Origin of the sequence: Pantoea sp. WEP (assembly GCF_041678305.1) — a bacterium.
In the GTDB taxonomy this organism is placed as follows: Bacteria; Pseudomonadota; Gammaproteobacteria; order Enterobacterales; family Enterobacteriaceae; genus Pantoea; species Pantoea dispersa.
On sequence record NZ_JBGNXB010000001.1, the window covers coordinates 1617874 to 1635214 of the forward strand.

The following is a 17341-nucleotide window of genomic DNA, read 5'->3' on the forward strand; positions in this document are numbered from 1 at the left end:
TAAATGAATGCTTTACTTAACCGGAAAGCATTCATTTCATACCAAACCCCTTAAACTTAGTTGGACGTATTTATTTCTTTCAATGCCATACCTAAGATTCTTGAATCATTGCTTAGACCAATTTCCGATGGCGATTTGGCTGAGGTAGCATGGAAATCTATTTTAATGAACTTAGCGTTCATGGGGGATATCAGTAATTTTTGAATCCCAGAGTCTCTCACAGTGATGTTTCTTGTTATAATTTTACCTGACCAATCAGTATAACGCATAGTTAAATTAGCTGGTTTTTCAGTGCTTGCATTGAACATACTGTATGTAATGATAAGGTTACATACTTGCTTGGTACAGTTTTTTATTTCTGGTAACAGTAATGAAAAATTCTTTCCTGACCATACATGATCATTTTCTAAATTATGCCATTTGCCAGATAAAATAGCGTTTATATCAGGGTTATTGGATGTTACTTGAATAGGATAGGTTAATGGTGCGAGAGACTTTTCAATTTTATTTATGTCGCTTCGACGTGACTCATCATCCACGAGACTTACTTTACTTACAGCCATACCTAATGTGCGATCATCACCACTTACACCTAATTTATGAGGTGATGTAGCTTGGGGTACATCGAAGGCAATATGTTGAGTATTTTTAGCTGATAAAGGGATCAAAATTTCATTAATCTCTTTGTCTACTATTGTCACAGTCTTAGTTAATAATCCTTTCGCTGTTTGAGTATTAATTTCCAATACATATGGATTGTTTTCAGATGCTGAGAAAGCTTTCATACTCAATGCTACTTCACAGCTTTCACGATTACATTTATCTGGTACCGGTAAAGTTAAGCCGAATTTCTTGCCGGTCCATACCTGATCACTCTCAAGATTATGCCATATTCCATCCATTAAGAAAGTTACTTCTGGATGGTCATGATTTAAAGCTAATGGGTATTCATACTTATTGATATGGTTTGATAAATATTGTTTTCTTACTGAGTCATCTCGATAGAAATTGCTAACTCTAATTATTGTAAATAAATCATCACCTGAAACAGAAAGTTTAGTACGCTCTGTTGCTAATTTAATTAAAGGTGAGTAGAAACGTCGGTAATAATTAGGGCACTGAGAGTCTGTAGGATAATCATCAATATTTAAGTTATTACTGTCATTAGAGTTGTTGTTATCATGTGGCATCGCTTTACATGGCCAGACGTGTGCACTCCATAACATATCAACATAAGGAATAATAACAGCATCAACTTCCCCTTTAAGTAGCATGTTTTCTATGGAGTTTACACGACCTTTATCAGACAGGGCGTTGAAATTTCTAATTTCCAATGGCCAATGGTGCTTAGCTTCTTCAAGGTTTTTATCTCCACCAATATTAAAAGATTTAATGTTTGCCATTGGTGCTACATAATTAATCAGGAAATCATTCCCAATAGGCAGGAAGACAACTCTTTCGCCATCAGAAGTCTTATCGATAATTTTTGAAATAAACTCGTTATCAAGGTTATCTACCATTGCTTTATACGACTTTTTTGCGCTGAAATTATCATCAAGATTTGGAAGGTTTAATGCAATCAAAGTTAAACATAAGAAAAAAATTAACTTTTCATTTTTTTGGTTATTACCAGCGTAAATGACAAAAACAACCCAGATACAAGCCAAGCTTAATGCAAGCCAGCGATATGTTGCTCTCATAGCATTAAATCCAGGTAATTTACTTAAAATTGAATTACCTGTAGCCATAATAGCACTCGATTCAGGCATTTCAGTGCTGGCTACAGCTAGCTCATCGCGGCTGTTAATTCGGGTGCTATCAAATTTAATTGAAGGACCCATTGCCATGTACAATGAAAGAAATGTAATTAATATGAGAGGTGGAGCATATTTATTTTCTGATTTAATTTTAAAAAATGAATACACTCCGGTAAGTATCAATGGTAAGCTGAAGGTAGTAATCCAAACGGATGAATCACCAAAAAATAACTTTTCTGAGCGCCCCGTTGAGTAACCTACTAAGTCTAGAATCCAGTTTTTCCCCGTCGTAGGTATTAATATAAAACTAAGATCTAGGCCCCAACTTCTGAAATAATCTTCGCTTGAAGGTGTAAAGTTGCTTTTACCTATGAAGCTTACGTAAAGTAAGTATGCTGTTAAAAAACAGCATAAATGTAGAAACATTTTTAATGCATACAACTGCCATTCAGATCTGAATTTTACTAAAGAAATTAATATTATCAAACTAGAAGCGCATGCGAACATTACAAATGTATAGCCATCCATAAACACAGAAATGATTGCTAACAGTAGGTAGAAAGCCAACGAGCTAATTAATTTTTTTGAAATTTTTAATTCGGCTTCGTTCAGACGCATCACTGCGTAGATATAAGTAGGTAATAGTGCAATTCCAAGCGCTAACATACTATAGCCGAGATGTTGGGTAATTATCGGCATTGAAAACCACACTGCAACAAGTAATGGTCGGGTAAATTTTGGAACATTAAAATTATGCGCCAATTTGATGCACCCTACATATGCTATAGCTAACCAGAAGATATTCATCATAGCATATGCGTCAGATGTCCCGACACCAATGCGAATTAATAGCGACTGTATCCAAGCCCCACTTAAACCAAAAGCAATCGCCGCAGGGTGTGGATAACCTATATCGCGAGCGAAGAAATCGAATATGGATGCATTGTGGGATAGCGATTTAGCAAAGCCACTTGTCCAAACTGCTTGGCCTAAAGTGGGAATTGATAGAAAAGGAATGGCGCCATAATAGAAAGTTATGCAAATAAAAATGAGAATTGAATAAGTGAAATAGCTAAATTTTTTTTTGTATTTAAACATTATTTAGTGCCCTACCTCTTTTTAAAAATCCGCAAGTTAACGCTATAAGATAGAAGATAAAGTCTCCTGAAACTGTCATCATTCTCCCCAGTAATATGGTCAATAGCAAATCTTGATCATTTATGGAATTTTTAAAAAGGTAAAGTAGGATTACTTCTCTTATTCCAACTCCTGCTGGAGCCCCCGGAGTAATCAAACCAATTAGCCATGCTAAAATATATGCCCCAATGATCTCATGATTATGTAAATTTCCCGTTGAGAAATTAAGAACTTTGAGGAGAAGTAAAAAAGATAATCCTGATAAAAATGTGAATGTTAAATTTATAATTGCAGACTTAACCATTTCTCTATTGGTGAAGTATTTCAACAATGTCAGATATAGTCCAATAATAATTATTGATGCGCCAATAGATAACATAGGATTTAAAAATGGCGCTTTAATCGTAATCATTAACGTAGAAAGAATAGCCCCACCTAGACAGAGTATTACTAATTCCCAAAAAGTAGATTTGACTAAAGCCTTTGCATCTATGTTATTAGCCATGCCAATTGCCTGGCGACCAGCAAACTGGAATACATTTCCGGGTAAGTATTTAGCAAGTTGTGATACGCCGTAAATTGAAATGCTATCGAGCGTTGTTATTGTTACTTTACAGTATCCAAGATTGTATTTCCATGAAAATGCATTGAGTAAGCAAAGAACTCCATATGTTAGCGTCAGCAAAGCAAACAAAAACCATTTTTCGAGTGGTATCTGACCAAAAGTTAGATTTAGACTATAATTATGAAGTTTTATTCCTAAAAATAAAAGTCCGCATAGTGCTAACAAGCTTCCTATTTTATTAAGGTGTCTTTTGATAAAAGATATCATTTATCGCTATCTTCATCTTTAGTATTATAGAATTGGATATTTGTTTTGTATCGAATGTCTTCCAGTAATTTTCTATTCGCTGCTAAGAGGTCCGCTATAAAGGCAATAAGTATTGTTTGAAAACCCATGCCTAGCAGGACGGCAGCAAGTATTAACGATTGAATATGACCACTACCGTTTCCAGTAAAGTAGAAATATAGAAACCTTGCACCGATAATGAAACCTGTGCTAAACAATATGGTCCCCATAATGCCGAAAAATCGGAATGGACGATATATTATAAAAATCCTGAAAATTGTAGCAATGCTCCTTTTCACATAAGAGGTTATGCTTTTTACTAACCTTGATGGGCGTAGATCCTCGTTCACACCTACCGGTACAGAGATTATCGCTATGTTTTGCTGCCCTGCTTGAATTATGGTTTCCAAAGTATAGGTATAGGCACTAAATACTACTAAACGTTGAGCTACATTGCGTGTTATCGCACGAAATCCGCTTGGCGCGTCAGGTATGTTAGTTTTACTAGCCATGCGAACAACAGAACTTCCCAGCTTTTGTAAAAATTTCTTAATAGGTGAAAAATGTTCAATAGCTTGTATAGGGCGTTCACCAATAACGAATTCAGCATTGCCAGAAAGTATTGGTTTGACCAAATTAGGTATATCTGCCGCATTATACTGGTTATCTGCATCGGTATTTATAATTACATCTGCACCTGCTTTAAGACATGCGTCAAGCCCGGTCATGAAAGCCTTAGCAAGGCCTTGATTATGAGTATGTTGAATTATATGATCCACGCCACATGCCTTTGCAACTTCTACGGTCTTATCTTTACTCCCATCGTCGATAATCAACCATTCTGTTTTTTCGAATCCCTGAACTTCTCTTGGCAACTCAGCTAATGCTAACGCAAGAGTTTCGGCTTCATTATAGCAAGGTATTTGAATTATGAGTTTCAATGGAATGTCCAATGTTTAGCAAAACGCTCTTTATAATGCTGATATGCAATGTGTGTCAACCTTCTTTTATATGCAGATTTAGGAGTTGACAGTGAGATTTCTCTTTTTTTAAAATCCTTTAGAAATACCTTTAATATTGATGTCAATGGTGATTGTTTCAACGTGTTATGGTTTTGGTGAAGGCAATTAACTTTCATACTACTAACAAATCCCCACGCCTCCCCGCATTTTCCCCCGCCAGCCTCACCACCAGCATCCCGGCCGTGACAAACTTGGTCAGGTTTCGTGCATACAGCACGCCGCCAAACTCAGCCACCAGCGGTGTTACGTAGTCATTGATCGGGTCGACAATCTCCGCCACCACTTCGCCCGCTTTAACCCACTCGCCTAATTTTCTGCGGTTCAGCAGCAGTCCGGAGTGTGGCGCGTGGATGTACTCACAGCCCGCCAGTTGCGTTGGCGCGTGGATCAGGGCAGGGGAGTCTCCGGTTTCTCCGGCAATATATCCCCCTTCAATCAGCGCATTGATAATCGCATCCGCATCTTTCTCCGCCTGTTCCGGCGACACATCGGCTACGCCGCGCAGTTCCAGCGTCACCGGCAGCAGGCCACGCGGCATCGGGTAGTCTTTGCCAAAACGCTCAGCCAGCGTCAGCCAGGGTTCGCAGCAGGCCTCATCAAACGGCTCTCCGCCGGAGATCTGCGCCAGTAGCTGCACTTCACTGCCAAGCCAGCGCGCCAGTGGCTCAATTTCCGGCCAGGCGTGCGGTGTGGTGTAAAGATGCGGCAAGGCATCCCAGTCGCAGTGCAGGTCAATCATCAGGTCTGCCTGGCTGGCCATGCGCATCAGGGTGAAGCGCTGGGCCTCCAGTTCGGTTTTGGCGATGCGGTCGCGGTAGTGACGATCGATGGCGTCGCGAATCAGTCGTTTGTTTTCATATTCACTCTGTGTCAGCGATCCCGCCAGTTCTGCCGCCAGCGTATTGCCCAGCGCCGGAAAGCGACGGTTAAAATCCTGACCAGAAAGAGTATGAAAACGTCCGAGGTGAGTGCCATGCCAGTGCTGACCCAGTGCGAGTGGATTCGCGACCGGCACCAAAGTGACTTTGGCTTTTAGCTTGCCCGCCGACTCCAGCGCCAGCAGCTTCTGCTTGAGATACCACGCCACCGCCATGCCCGGCAGCTCATCGCCATGCAGCGCCGCCTGAATATACACCCGCTGCTGTGAGTCGGTGCCGAAGTGGAAGCTGACAATTTCCCGCTGGGTGCCCAGCGTCGCGCTTAACAAAGGATGATGTTGTTGTTGCATAACGCAGTCGATGTCCTATGTCTGGGGCACGCTCGTGGCCGCGCCGCATGAAATTGATGAAGGGAATTATAGTTCTGCTGGAAAAAGGGCGGCAAATGCGCCGCCCCATCGATCACGGCTTAATAGAGATATCCGTCGCAAAATACTTCTTCTGCAAGGTATCAAAGGTACCGTTCTTTTTGATCTCAGCGAAGGCGTTGTCCAGCGCGGTTTTTAATTCGGTGTCGCCTTTGCGCAGGCCGATGGCGGTGCCAGGGCCGATAATCGGATCCTGCACAATCGGGCCAGCCAGCTCGAAATCTTTGCCCTGCGGATGTTTCAGGAAGCCGTTTGCGGCCTGTGCGGCATCGGTGAACACCACGTCAAGGCGTCCGGAAATCAGGTCGCTCTCGACCTGTGCCTGATCGCCATATGGCACCACGTTCACGCCGTGCGGCTGCCATTTTGCCAGCGCGTAGCGCTCCTGCACGGTGCCCTGTTCCACGCCCACGGTTTTGCCTTTCAGCGATTCCGCAGTGGGCAGCAGGCCGGAGCCTTTACGCGCAATCAGCTGGGTGTGGGTGTCATACAGCGGCACGGTGAAGTCGATCTGCTTCAGACGCTCTTCGGTGATACCCATATCCGACAGAATGGCGTCAAACTTACGCGCCTTCAGCGCCGGGATCATGCCGTCGAACTGGCTCTCGACCCACACGCATTTGGCCTGCATCTGCGTGCACAGCGCATTGCCGAGGTCGATGTCAAACCCGACCAGCTTGCCCTGCGGCGTTTTGGATTCAAAAGGGGGATAGGTAGGATCAACGGCGAAACGCACCTGATCGATTTTTGCCTGAGCGCCGAACGCGCAGCCTGCCAGCACAGCCAGTGCCAGCGTCTGGCGCAGACGGGCGGTAAAACGGGAACTTGCCATAGTTGCGGTCTTCTTTTGTCGTGATGATAAGTCATCGAGAGTACCGCTCAGCGTGGTGTATGGCAATTAGAGTATTATTTTCATCACGTTACCATTATGCAGTGCGCGGTAATCCTCCACCTGCAGTACCACCGACTTCTCCAGCAGCCCGGCGTTAAAGGCAATTTCGTCGTAGCGCTCGAACAGCAGCGGGTCCACCACCAGCTGTAAATCCGCATGAAAGCTAAACGGTGGAATCGCGCCAAACACGCAGCCGGTCAGCGCATCCACTTCAGCCGGCGAGGCCAGCGATGCGCGACGGCCACCCACGGCGGCTGCCACTTTACTCAGGTCGGCCTGCTGGTCGGCCGGTAGCACCGCCAGCACATGCTGTTTGATGCCGTTGCCCTTGACGTGACACACCAGCGCTTTGGCGCCTTGTCCCACTTCCGTGCCACGAATCGCGGCCACGGCTTCACATTTACCGGTCGCTTCATGCTCCATGAGTCGGTAACGGGCGTTGTGCTGATCGAGCAGGGCGAGCAGTTTTTCATGCGTGGTCATGGAGGTTTCCATTCTGATGAAGCGCAATTGATCGCACTCTTTTGCGAAGTATGCTGCTCAAAATCGAGCCAGAAAGCCCGTTTTGAGCAGCATGGCGCACAAGCGTTACTTATGGCGTGCGCGCAGGTTGTTGATGATGGTGCTGAGGTCCAGCTCCTGATCCTGCAGCAGCACCAGCAGATGGTACAGCAGGTCGGAGGCTTCGTTAGTCAGTTCGTGGCGGTCATTGACGGTAGCGGCCAGCGCGGTCTCAACACCTTCTTCTCCCACCTTCTGTGCAATGCGCTTGGTGCCGCTGGCGTACAGCTTCGCCGTATAGGAGCTGGCCGGATCGGCGCTTTTACGCGAGGCCAGCAGCTGCTCCAGCTGATACAGGAAAGTCCAGTCCGGTGCGGCAGGCGAAAAGCAGCTTGAGGTACCGAGATGGCAGGTGGGGCCAATCGGATTGGCCAGCACCAGCAGCGTGTCGTTATCGCAATCCGGCGTGATGCTGACCACTTTGAGGAAGTGGCCCGACGTTTCGCCTTTGGTCCATAAACGGTTTTTGGTGCGGGAGAAGAAGGTGACGTTGCCGTCGGCCAGCGTCTTGTGCAGCGCGTCCTCGTTCATATAACCGTGCATCAGCACTTCGCCGGAGACGTTGTGCTGGACGATGACGGGCATCATGCCCGCGGTTTTGGCCCAGTCCAGTCTGGCCAGTTGTTCTGCAGTTAACACGCGCGAATCTCCACACCGTTGTCGATCAGGAAGTTTTTCAACTCGCCGATATTGATAATTTGTTTGTGAAACACCGAAGCCGCCAGCGCGCCGTCGACGTTTGCCTGCTCGAATGCTTCGAGGAAGTGCGCCATGGTTCCTGCGCCGCCGGAGGCGATCAGCGGCACCTTACACACGTCACGCACCTTCTTCAGCTGCACCAGGTCGTAGCCGTTACGCACGCCGTCCTGGTTCATCATATTCAGTACGATCTCGCCAGCGCCCAGCTTCTGCACTTCCTCTACCCAGTCCAGCGTTTCCCACTGGGTAACGCGGGTGCGCGCTTCGTCGCCGGTATACTGATTGACGTGATACTTGCCGCTGGCTTCATCAAACCAGGTATCAATGCCCACTACGATACACTGCACGCCGAAGCGGTCCGCCAGCCGGGTAATCAGCGTCGGATCGGCCAGCGCGGGCGAGTTGATGGAGATCTTATCTGCGCCAAACTGCAGAATGCGCGCCGCATCTTCCGGGGTTTTAATGCCCCCGGCGACGCAGAACGGAATATCGATCACTTCCGCCACGCGCGATACCCAGCTTTTATCCACCACGCGGCCGTCGGAAGAGGCGGTGATATCGTAAAACACTAGTTCGTCAGCGCCTTCCTGGGCATAGCGCTGCGCCAGCGGGACGATGTCGCCAATGATTTCGTGGTTGCGGAACTGCACGCCTTTCACTACTTGCCCGTCACGCACGTCCAGACAGGGGATTATCCGTTTTGCCAGCATGCAATTGCCTCCGCTACCGTAAATTTATCTTCCAGCAGGGCGCGACCGACAATCACCCCCTGTGCACCGCTGCCGCGCAGAGCCGCGATATCGTCCAGTAAACCGATGCCGCCGGAAGACTGGAACGCGATGTCCGGAAACGCCTGGGATACTTCCTGATACAGCGCCACGTTAGAGCCGCTCAGCGTGCCGTCGCGCGAAATATCGGTGCACAGCACATGTTTCAGGCCCACCGGCTGATACCAGCCAATCACCTCTTCCAGCGTCACGCCTGCCGCTTCCTGCCAGCCGCTGATCGCCACTTCTTTGCGATTGCTGGCGTCAATGCGCACGTCAAGCGCCAGCACAATGGCGTCGGCACCGAATTCGCTGAACCAGCTTTTCACTGCTTCCGGCTGCTTGACTGCGGTGGAGCCAACCACCACGCGCGTGGCGCCGGCTGCCAGCAGGGCGGCCACATCGTCACGATGACGAATACCGCCGCCAACCTGTACCGGCACGCTGACGCCGCATAAAAGCGTGGTCAGCAGCGGGATCTGGCGCTTTGCCGGATCTTTCGCCCCGGTCAAGTCCACCAGATGTAACACTTCCGCGCCCTGGCGTTCATAATCCTGCAGGCGCGGCAGGGGATCGTTGCCGTAATCGCGTTGCTGGCCGTAGTCGCCCTGATGCAGGCGCACCACTTTGCCGTCGATCAAATCTAATGCGGGGATAATCATCACATCTCCAGGAAGTTTTTCAGCAGCTGCGCGCCGGCTTTACCCGAGCGCTCCGGGTGGAACTGCACGCCGAAGAAGTTATCTTTCTGCAGGGCGGCGGTAAACGGCAGGCCATAGTCGCACTGGGCGATAGTGGCGGCATTCACCGGCATGGCGTAGCTGTGCACAAAGTAGAAGTAGCTGCCGTCCGGAATGTTGCGGAACAGGTGATTGCCGGCCTGCGCGGTGATCTGGTTCCAGCCCATATGCGGCAGCGGTAAACCCTGGGTATCCATCAGCGATACCGGCTCATCAACGATGCCGAGCGTGCTGACGCCGCCGTTCTCATCGCTGCCGCGTCCGAGCAGCTGCATGCCGAGACAGATGCCGAGCACCGGCTGGGTGCAGGCTTTCACCAGCTCGATCAGCTCGCGCTCCTGCAGCTGGTCCATCGCCGCCCGCGCAGTACCGACGCCGGGCAGAAACAGTTTGTCGGCGCGTAGTACCACGTCCGGATCGCGGCTCACCGCGGGCGTGTAGCCAAGACGCTCAATCGCCCACTTAACCGAAGAGAGGTTGGCGCAGCCGGTATCAAGAATCACCACGTTCATTACAGCACTCCTTTCGAGCTCGGCAGGGTGTTGCCCTCAACGCGAATCGCCTGACGCAGCGTGCGGCCAAAGGCTTTGAACAGGCTTTCCACGCGGTGATGATCATTGCGGCCTTTGGTTTTCAGGTGCAGCGTGCTCATCATGGCGTACGACAGCGAGCGGAAGAAGTGCTCGACCATTTCGGTGCTCAGGTCGCCAACGCGCTGATAGCTGAACTCGGCTTTGTATTCGAGGTGCGGACGGCCGGAGATATCCAGCGCGCAGCGCGCCAGGCACTCATCCATTGGCAGCACGAAGCCGAAGCGGCCGATGCCGCGCTTGTCGCCCAGCGCCTTCAGCAGCGCTTCGCCCAGCGCCAGGCCGGTGTCTTCTACCGTGTGGTGATCGTCGATATACAGGTCGCCTTTCACCTCGATGTTCATGCGGAAGCCGCCGTGCACGGCGATCTGATCCAGCATGTGATCAAAGAAGCCGACGCCGGTGTTAATTTTGCTGCCGCCTTCGCGATCCAGCCACACTTCCACTTTAATCTGCGTCTCTTTGGTGTTGCGGTTCACCAGCGCGTGACGGTCGCGTTTGGTCAGGCGCGCCTGAATCGCGTCCCAGTCTTCGCCTTCCGCACCGTAGCGCAGGCCCTGAATGCCCATGTTCTGCGCCAGCTGGATGTCGGTCAGACGGTCGCCAATCACATAGCTGTTGGCGGTATCCAGCGCGCCGTCGGCCAGCCAGGCTTCGACCATTTTGGTCTTTGGCTTGCGGCAGTCGCAGTTCTCTTCCGGCAGATGCGGGCAGATCAGGATGTCGCTGAAGTTCACGCCCTGTGAGCGCAGGATCTGCATCATCAGGTTGTGCGGGCCGTCAAAATCGGCCTGTGGGAAGCGCTCAGTGCCCAGGCCGTCCTGGTTGGTGATCATCACCAGCTGATAACCCGCCTCCTGCAGCGCCAGCAGGGCCGGGATGGCGCTCTTCTCAAACGCCAGCTTCTCCATACGGTCCACCTGAAAATCCGTCGGCGGCTCAGAGATGAGGGTGCCATCGCGGTCGATAAAAAGGATCTTCTGACTCATGCTTGCTCCACAGATAAGGCTTGCAGCGCGGCGATCAGGCGCTCGCACTCTTCACGGGTGCCAATGGAGATGCGCAGACATCCCGCCAGGCCAGGGTTTTTGTTTTGGTCGCGCAGAATAATGCCCTGATCCCACAGCGTTTTAAACACTTTTGGCGAGTCGGTGAAGCGCGCCAGAATATAGTTGGTTTCGCTCGGGAAGACCTGCTGCACTACGCTCAGCTGCGGCAGCTGTTCGCACAGCCAGGCGCGGTTGTCGTTAAGCTGCTGCGCGTGCTGACGCATCAGCACGATGCCTTGCTCGCTCAGCGCCTGCGCCGCCACGTCGGCCACCGGCGTCGCCAGCGGGTAAGGTGCAATCACCTTCAGCAACAGATCGATCACCGGCTTGTTGGCCAGCGTAAAGCCGCAGCGCAGGCCAGCCAGCGCAAAGGCTTTCGACAACGTGCGCAGAATCACCAGATGCGGGAACTCCTGCAGCCAGCCGGCCAGCGTTGCTTGCGGGCAGAACTCAATATAGGCTTCGTCGGCCACCACCAGCGCTTTGCCGGCGGTCATCGCCAGCAGCTGGCGGATGTCATCCTGATCAATCAGATTGCCGGTCGGGTTGTTCGGGCTGCACATGTACACCACTTTCACGCCGTCCAGCTGGTCCGCAATGGCGGGCAGATTGAGCTGCCAGTTATCCAGTGCCGGCACGGTGCGGTACTCAATACCGATGGTTTCGGCGCTGACGCTGTACATGCCGTAGGTCGGCGGGCAGAACAGAATGGCGTCCTTGCCCGGTTCGCAGAAGGCGCGCATCAGCAGCTCAATCCCTTCATCCGCCCCGCGGCTCACCAGCACCTGCTCCGGCTGGACGCCGGCATAGGCGGCGTAGCGCGAAATGACTAATTTGGGCTGGCACTCCGGATAGCGGTTCAGCGTCTGCTGCGACAGCTCAAACGGCACCGGCAGCGGAAATTCGTTCGCATTCAGCCATACATCACCGTTGCCACCGAGGCGACGAGCAGACTGATAGGGCGTCAGCGCGCGCACGTTGGCGCGGGCTAAATCTTCAACGTTGTTGCTCATGCTTGCTCCTTCAGGGCGGCGACGCGCAGGGTCACGGCATTTTTGTGCGCGTCCAGCTGTTCCGCGGCGGCGAGGGTTTCAATGGTGGCGGCGAGGTTGAGGAAGCCCTGCGGCGTCAGCTCCTGTACCGTCATGCGTTTCTGGAAATCGGCCAGCCCAAGGCTGGAGCAGGTCGCGGTGTAGCCATAGGTCGGCAGCACGTGGTTAGTGCCGGAGGCATAATCACCGGCGGATTCCGGCGACCAGTCGCCGAGGAACACCGAACCGGCGCTGGTGATCTCCTCAACCAGCGCGCGCGGCTGGCGCGTCTGAATAATCAGGTGCTCCGGGCCGTACTGATTGGAGATTTCCACGCACTGCGCCAGATCCTGCGCCACAATCAGGCGGCTGCTCTCCAGCGCCTGACGGGCCGTGGCGGCACGCGGCAGCTGCGCCAGCTGTTGTTCAACCGCCAGCGCCACGCCTTCTGCCAGCTGCAGTGAAGGCGTCAGCAGGATTACCTGGGAATCCGGACCGTGTTCGGCCTGCGACAGCAAATCTGAGGCGACAAACGCCGGCGTCGCGCCTTCGTCGGCAATCACCAGCACTTCAGACGGACCGGCAGGCATGTCGATCGCTGCGCCGTCGAGACGCTGGCTGACCTGGCGTTTTGCTTCGGTCACGTACGCGTTGCCCGGGCCAAAAATCTTGTCCACTTTCGGCACGCTTTCTGTGCCGAAGGCGAGTGCGGCAATCGCCTGCGCGCCGCCGACCTGAAACACTTCCTGCACGCCGCACAGCTGCGCCGCGTAGAGAATTTCATCGGCAATCGGCGGCGGCGAGCACAGTACCACACGGCCGCAGCCGGCAATGCGCGCCGGCGTTGCCAGCATCAGCACGGTAGAGAACAGCGGCGCCGAGCCGCCAGGAATATACAGGCCGACCGACTTCACCGGACGGGTGATCTGCTGGCAGCGCACGCCCGGCTGGGTTTCCACGTCCACCGGCGGCAGAATCTGCGCGTTGTGGAAGGTTTCGATATTCGCCATGGCGTCTGCCATCGCCTGCTTTAAATTGTCGCTCAGCCGCTCGCCGGCCGCCTGCATCTCAGCGGCGGACACGCGCAGATTCTCCACCTGGGCTTTGTCGAAGCGCGCGCTAAACGCCCGCAGTGCCGCGTCGCCCTGCTGTTTCACCTGCACCAGCACGTCCTGCACGGTGGCGCTGATGCTGGCCGATGCCGAGATTGCCGGACGCTGCAGCAGTGCCTGCTGCTGTTCGGCACTGCACGCCTGCCAGTCGATAGGTTGCATGATTGCGCTCATCGGTTACTCCAGCATTTTTTCAATTGGCAGCACGAGGATCGAACTGGCGCCCAGCGCCTTCAGTTTTTCCATGGTTTCCCAGAACAGCGTTTCGCTGCTCACCATGTGCATCGCCACGCGGCTCACTTCACCGGCCAGCGGCAGCACGGTAGGGCGCTCGGCACCCGGCAGCAGGGCGATGACTTCTTCCAGCCGCTCGCTCGGCGCGTGCAGCATGATGTATTTGGATTCACGCGCTTTAATCACGCCCTGAATACGCGTCATCAGCGTGTCCACCAGCTGCTGTTTCGCCGCTGGCAGTTCGCCATCGCGCTGAATCAGCACCGCTTTAGAGCGGTAGATCACTTCAACTTCACGCAGGCCGTTAGCTTCCAGCGTGGCGCCGGTGGACACCAGGTCGCAAATGGCATCGGCCAGACCGGCGCGCGGTGCCACTTCAACAGAGCCGTTCAGCAGGCAGGATTTAAACGCGATGCCTTGTTTATCAAGGTATTTCTTCAGCAGGTGCGGGTAAGAGGTGGCGATACGGGCATTATTCAGGCATTGCGGACCGGTGTACTCGGCATCGACTGGCATTGCCAGTGACAGGCGGCAACCGCCGAAATCGAGGCGGCGCAGCGTAAAGTAACGCGGGTCTTCGCCTTGCGCGCGGCGCGTCAGCAGCTCCTCTTCCAGCACGTTTTCGCCAACGATACCGAGGTCGACTACGCCATCCATCACCAGGCCAGGGATATCGTCATCGCGCACGCGCAGGATGTCGATCGGCATGTTCTCCGCAAACGCAATCAGACGCTGCTGCTGAAGGTTAATTTTAATACCGCAGCGTGCCAGCAATTCGCGTGATTCATCACTCAAACGGCCGGATTTCTGCATAGCTATGCGTAAACGGGTGTTATCTAACATGGTTCCTGTCCTCTTATTCAATCCTGTCTGAAGCGTCTTGGGTTGCGTTCGCCCATAAAAAAACCCCCGGAAGATGATCTTCCGGGGGCTCTCTTTGCGCTCGCACCACTGGAAGATCCTAAACGTCTTCCAGCACACATCGCCTGAAAGACTAGTCAGGGTGATGGTGATGATGGTGGTTGAACTGAACGCGTGTCATAAAAAATTCCGTTGCTGAATGAGTATTCATTTGCGTGCTAATTAACCTAACGAAGATGGCGGCGCTTGGCAACCCTTTTTTTAACGTCAGTTTTCGCAACCTTCGGCAACAGTTTGCGCTGGTCTGGCTGGCGCGCTGGCACTAAGATGGGGTGTCTTAGCGCGGGAGAGCAGGAGTCGATATGAAAAAGGTGGCGATTGTAGGTCTGGGATGGCTGGGAATGCCGCTGGCGATGGCGCTGTCAGCGCGCGGCTGGCAGGTGACCGGCAGCAAAACCTCACCGGATGGCGTCGATGCGGCGCGCCGCTGTGGTATTGATGCGTTTCAGCTGGTGCTGTCACCGGAGCTGGAGTGTGAAGCAGATGATTTGGCCGCACTGATGGCGGTGGATGCGCTGGTGGTGACGCTGCCTGCCAGCCGCACCGTGCAGGGCGGCGAAGATTACATGCAGGCGGTGCAGAGCGTGGTCGACACCGCGCTGGCGAATAGAGTGCCGCGCATCATCTTTACCAGCTCTACCTCGGTGTACGGCAGCGGCGACGGCGTGAGAAAAGAGAGCAGTGCGCTGCAGCCGGAGACGGTAGCGGGCAAAACGCTGGTGGAGCTGGAAAACTGGCTGCATGACCTGCCGGGCACCAGCGTGGATATCGTGCGTCTCGCCGGACTGGTCGGCCCGAATCGTCATCCGGGGCGTTTCCTCGCCGGTAAAACCAACCTGGAAAACGGCGCGCACGCGGTGAACCTGGTGCATCTTGATGATGTGGTCGACGCGATTGTGCTGCTGCTGCAAACGCCAAAAGGCGGGCACGTTTACAACCTGTGCGCTCCGAAACACCCGTCACGCGACAGCTTTTACCCGAGCGTGTCGAAGCAGTTAGGCCTGGTGCCACCGACGTTTGTTGCCGAGCCGGTGCGCGCCAGCGGCAAGGTGATTGACGGTTCGAAGATTTGTCACGAGCTGGGGTTTGAGTACAGCTACGATGACCCGATGAAGATGCCGCTGGAGTAGGGGCGGTGCGGGGTTGCCCTCACCCTAACCCTCTCCCGCCCGCGTGAGAGGGAACCGCCCCAGCGTTTATTTCGCTGGTTTCGTCACTTTGACAAACGGCAGCATCACCCTCATACAGATGATCTCACGGCCATTCTCCTTCTCCATACAGATGAACGCACCGTCCTTCTCCCTCTCCCTGCAGATGAACGCACCATCCTTCTCCCTCTCCCCATGGGAGAGGGCCGGGGTGAGGGCAGCAAACCGCACCCACCTAAACCCCCAGCCGATCCCTTAACGCATACCAGGCCGCGCCGATCGCCGTCAGTGGCACCTTAAAGCGTCTTCCGCCGGGAAACGGCAGGTGCGGCAGCTTCGCAAAAGCATCAAACCGCTCTGCATGGCCGCGCAGCACTTCGGCAATCAGCTTGCCGGAGAGGTGCGTACAGGTCACGCCATGTCCGCTATCGCCCTGCATAAAGAACACATTCTTCTCCAGCTGACCAAACTGCGGCATGCGCGACAGCGTGAGCAGGAAGTTACCGCTCCAGCGATGGCTGATCTTCACGTCGCGCAACTGCGGAAAGGTACGCAGCAGCTTGGGCCGGATCAACGCCTCGATGTCTTCCGGTTCGCGCGCCCCATACACCACGCCGCCGCCGTACAGCAGGCGGTTGTCGGCGGTCAGGCGGAAGTAATCCAGCAGATAGTTACAATCTTCCACACAGTGGTTATTTGGCATCAGCCCCAGCGCCTGATCGCGGCTCAGCGGCTCGGTGGTGACGATCTGCGAGCCGCACGGCATGCTTTTGCGCCCCAGCCGTGGTTCCAGTTGCGAAGGCAGATAGGCGTTGCCGGCAAAAATCACAAAGGTGGCACTGACTTCACCCTGCGCGGTTTTGACCCGATTGGGTGCGCCGTAGGTCACTGCCAGCGCCGCCGACTGCTCATATATACGGCCGCCGTGCCGGCGAATCGCTTCGGCTTCACCCAACGCCAGATTGAGCGGGTGCAGATGGCCGCCGCGCCGGTCCAGCAGGCCGCCGACGTAACGGTCGGTGGCCACTTCACGGCGGATACCGCGCTCGTCCAGCAGCTCCAGATCGCTGTTGCCGTAACGCGCCCAGCTGGCCTGCTGGCTGCGCAGATGCCCCATCTGGCGCTGATTGAGGGCTGCGAAAATGCCGCCGGGACGATAGTCGCAGGCGATGGCGTAACGATCGATGCGGTCTCGGATAATCTCCGCCCCTTCGAACATCATGCTGCCCAGCATCTGCGCAGTCTGTTTGCCGTAGCGCTGCTCAATCACATCGACATCGCGGCTGTAAGAATTCACCACCTGGCCGCCGTTGCGGCCGCTGGCGCCGAAGCCGACGCGGGCCGCTTCCAGCACCACCACATCGTAACCGGCTTCGGTGAGAAACAACGCGGAAGAGAGCCCGGTAAACCCACCGCCGATGATGCAGACGTCACACTGAATGCTCTCATGCAGCTGCGGCCACGGCGCGTGCGCATTGGCGGTCGCAGCGTAATAACTTTGCACGTGGTGCATCATAACCTCCTG

Annotated in this window: 17 protein-coding genes and 1 other annotated feature; of the genes, 1 reads left to right on the top strand and 16 read right to left on the bottom strand. The window is 53.3% G+C overall.

Annotated elements, in window-relative coordinates; genetic code table 11:
- Positions 1–56 precede the first annotated feature (56 nt).
- From ABVR31_RS07335 to hisL, 15 genes are all read right to left on the bottom strand, one after another.
- On the bottom strand, positions 57–2855 hold the full coding sequence (locus ABVR31_RS07335; protein ID WP_372772269.1) for a hypothetical protein: 2799 nt from the start codon (positions 2853–2855) through the stop codon (positions 57–59).
- Complete coding sequence (locus tag ABVR31_RS07340; RefSeq protein ID WP_372772271.1) at positions 2848–3726, bottom strand: hypothetical protein; 879 nt, start codon at positions 3724–3726, stop codon at positions 2848–2850. Before ABVR31_RS07340 ends, ABVR31_RS07335 begins: the two co-directional genes overlap by 8 nt.
- A complete protein-coding gene (locus ABVR31_RS07345; RefSeq protein ID WP_058782017.1) occupies positions 3723–4685 on the bottom strand; it encodes a glycosyltransferase family 2 protein in 963 nt (320 codons plus the stop codon). Before ABVR31_RS07345 ends, ABVR31_RS07340 begins: the two co-directional genes overlap by 4 nt.
- Before the next feature lie 193 nt (positions 4686–4878).
- Complete coding sequence (locus tag ABVR31_RS07350; protein ID WP_372772273.1) at positions 4879–5994, bottom strand: succinylglutamate desuccinylase/aspartoacylase family protein; 1116 nt, start codon at positions 5992–5994, stop codon at positions 4879–4881.
- Between the two features lie 112 nt (positions 5995–6106).
- A complete protein-coding gene (locus tag ABVR31_RS07355) occupies positions 6107–6904 on the bottom strand; it encodes an ABC transporter substrate-binding protein (protein ID WP_150058648.1) in 798 nt (265 codons plus the stop codon).
- A 66-nt stretch (positions 6905–6970) separates the two neighbouring features.
- Positions 6971–7447 carry a YbaK/prolyl-tRNA synthetase associated domain-containing protein gene (locus tag ABVR31_RS07360; protein ID WP_072209928.1) on the bottom strand — a complete coding sequence of 159 codons (477 nt, stop codon included), beginning with the start codon at positions 7445–7447 and terminating at the stop codon, positions 6971–6973.
- A gap of 105 nt (positions 7448–7552) precedes the next feature.
- Positions 7553–8164, bottom strand: coding sequence for a bifunctional phosphoribosyl-AMP cyclohydrolase/phosphoribosyl-ATP diphosphatase HisIE (gene hisIE, locus ABVR31_RS07365; RefSeq protein ID WP_021509350.1), 612 nt, complete (start codon positions 8162–8164; stop codon positions 7553–7555).
- A complete protein-coding gene (gene hisF / locus ABVR31_RS07370) occupies positions 8158–8934 on the bottom strand; it encodes an imidazole glycerol phosphate synthase subunit HisF (protein WP_021509351.1) in 777 nt (258 codons plus the stop codon). The genes hisIE and hisF overlap by 7 nt, the downstream gene beginning before the upstream one ends.
- A complete protein-coding gene (gene hisA, locus ABVR31_RS07375; protein ID WP_372772276.1) occupies positions 8916–9653 on the bottom strand; it encodes a 1-(5-phosphoribosyl)-5-[(5-phosphoribosylamino)methylideneamino]imidazole-4-carboxamide isomerase in 738 nt (245 codons plus the stop codon). The genes hisF and hisA overlap by 19 nt, the downstream gene beginning before the upstream one ends.
- Positions 9653–10243, bottom strand: a complete 591-nt coding sequence (hisH, locus tag ABVR31_RS07380; protein WP_010617671.1) for an imidazole glycerol phosphate synthase subunit HisH — start codon at positions 10241–10243, stop codon at positions 9653–9655. The genes hisA and hisH overlap by 1 nt, the downstream gene beginning before the upstream one ends.
- Positions 10243–11310 (bottom strand): bifunctional histidinol-phosphatase/imidazoleglycerol-phosphate dehydratase HisB, encoded by a 1068-nt coding sequence (gene hisB, locus ABVR31_RS07385; RefSeq protein ID WP_372772279.1) that lies wholly within the window; start codon positions 11308–11310, stop codon positions 10243–10245. Before hisB ends, hisH begins: the two co-directional genes overlap by 1 nt.
- On the bottom strand, positions 11307–12383 hold the full coding sequence (hisC, locus tag ABVR31_RS07390) for a histidinol-phosphate transaminase (protein WP_336698256.1): 1077 nt from the start codon (positions 12381–12383) through the stop codon (positions 11307–11309). The genes hisB and hisC overlap by 4 nt, the downstream gene beginning before the upstream one ends.
- The gene (hisD, locus tag ABVR31_RS07395) at positions 12380–13687 is read right to left on the bottom strand and encodes a histidinol dehydrogenase (protein WP_058757315.1); all 1308 of its coding nucleotides are present in this window, start codon (positions 13685–13687) and stop codon (positions 12380–12382) included. Before hisD ends, hisC begins: the two co-directional genes overlap by 4 nt.
- 3 nt (positions 13688–13690) lie before the next feature.
- Positions 13691–14590, bottom strand: a complete 900-nt coding sequence (hisG, locus tag ABVR31_RS07400) for an ATP phosphoribosyltransferase (RefSeq protein ID WP_031280070.1) — start codon at positions 14588–14590, stop codon at positions 13691–13693.
- Positions 14591–14644: 54 nt separating this feature from the next.
- Positions 14645–14766: a sequence feature (His leader region), on the bottom strand.
- A complete protein-coding gene (gene hisL / locus ABVR31_RS07405) occupies positions 14742–14789 on the bottom strand; it encodes a his operon leader peptide (protein WP_100396937.1) in 48 nt (15 codons plus the stop codon). Its footprint overlaps the feature before it by 25 nt.
- Positions 14790–14970: 181 nt before the next feature.
- On the opposite strand from hisL, the gene ABVR31_RS07410 reads away from it, so the two are divergent.
- Positions 14971–15798, top strand: coding sequence for an SDR family oxidoreductase (locus ABVR31_RS07410; RefSeq protein WP_372772281.1), 828 nt, complete (start codon positions 14971–14973; stop codon positions 15796–15798).
- 253 nt (positions 15799–16051) lie between these two features.
- Here the strand turns inward: ABVR31_RS07410 and ABVR31_RS07415 are convergent, their stop codons facing one another.
- Positions 16052–17332 carry an NAD(P)/FAD-dependent oxidoreductase gene (locus tag ABVR31_RS07415; protein WP_372772283.1) on the bottom strand — a complete coding sequence of 427 codons (1281 nt, stop codon included), beginning with the start codon at positions 17330–17332 and terminating at the stop codon, positions 16052–16054.
- Positions 17333–17341 lie beyond the last annotated feature (9 nt).

Bases quoted from the DNA above. Each gene is read 5' to 3' on its own strand.
- hisF (WP_021509351.1), bottom strand. From the start codon at position 8,934: ATGCTGGCAAAACGGATAATCCCCTGTCTGGACGTGCGTGACGGGCAA.
- hisG (WP_031280070.1), bottom strand. From the start codon at position 14,590: ATGTTAGATAACACCCGTTTACGCATAGCTATGCAGAAATCCGGCCGT.
- hisB (WP_372772279.1), bottom strand. From the start codon at position 11,310: ATGAGTCAGAAGATCCTTTTTATCGACCGCGATGGCACCCTCATCTCT.
- ABVR31_RS07350 (WP_372772273.1), bottom strand. From the start codon at position 5,994: ATGCAACAACAACATCATCCTTTGTTAAGCGCGACGCTGGGCACCCAG.
- hisA (WP_372772276.1), bottom strand. From the start codon at position 9,653: ATGATTATCCCCGCATTAGATTTGATCGACGGCAAAGTGGTGCGCCTG.
- ABVR31_RS07355 (WP_150058648.1), bottom strand. From the start codon at position 6,904: ATGGCAAGTTCCCGTTTTACCGCCCGTCTGCGCCAGACGCTGGCACTG.
- ABVR31_RS07415 (WP_372772283.1), bottom strand. From the start codon at position 17,332: ATGATGCACCACGTGCAAAGTTATTACGCTGCGACCGCCAATGCGCAC.
- hisC (WP_336698256.1), bottom strand. From the start codon at position 12,383: ATGAGCAACAACGTTGAAGATTTAGCCCGCGCCAACGTGCGCGCGCTG.
- ABVR31_RS07410 (WP_372772281.1), top strand. From the start codon at position 14,971: ATGAAAAAGGTGGCGATTGTAGGTCTGGGATGGCTGGGAATGCCGCTG.
- ABVR31_RS07360 (WP_072209928.1), bottom strand. From the start codon at position 7,447: ATGACCACGCATGAAAAACTGCTCGCCCTGCTCGATCAGCACAACGCC.
- ABVR31_RS07335 (WP_372772269.1), bottom strand. From the start codon at position 2,855: ATGTTTAAATACAAAAAAAAATTTAGCTATTTCACTTATTCAATTCTC.
- hisD (WP_058757315.1), bottom strand. From the start codon at position 13,687: ATGAGCGCAATCATGCAACCTATCGACTGGCAGGCGTGCAGTGCCGAA.
- hisH (WP_010617671.1), bottom strand. From the start codon at position 10,243: ATGAACGTGGTGATTCTTGATACCGGCTGCGCCAACCTCTCTTCGGTT.
- ABVR31_RS07340 (WP_372772271.1), bottom strand. From the start codon at position 3,726: ATGATATCTTTTATCAAAAGACACCTTAATAAAATAGGAAGCTTGTTA.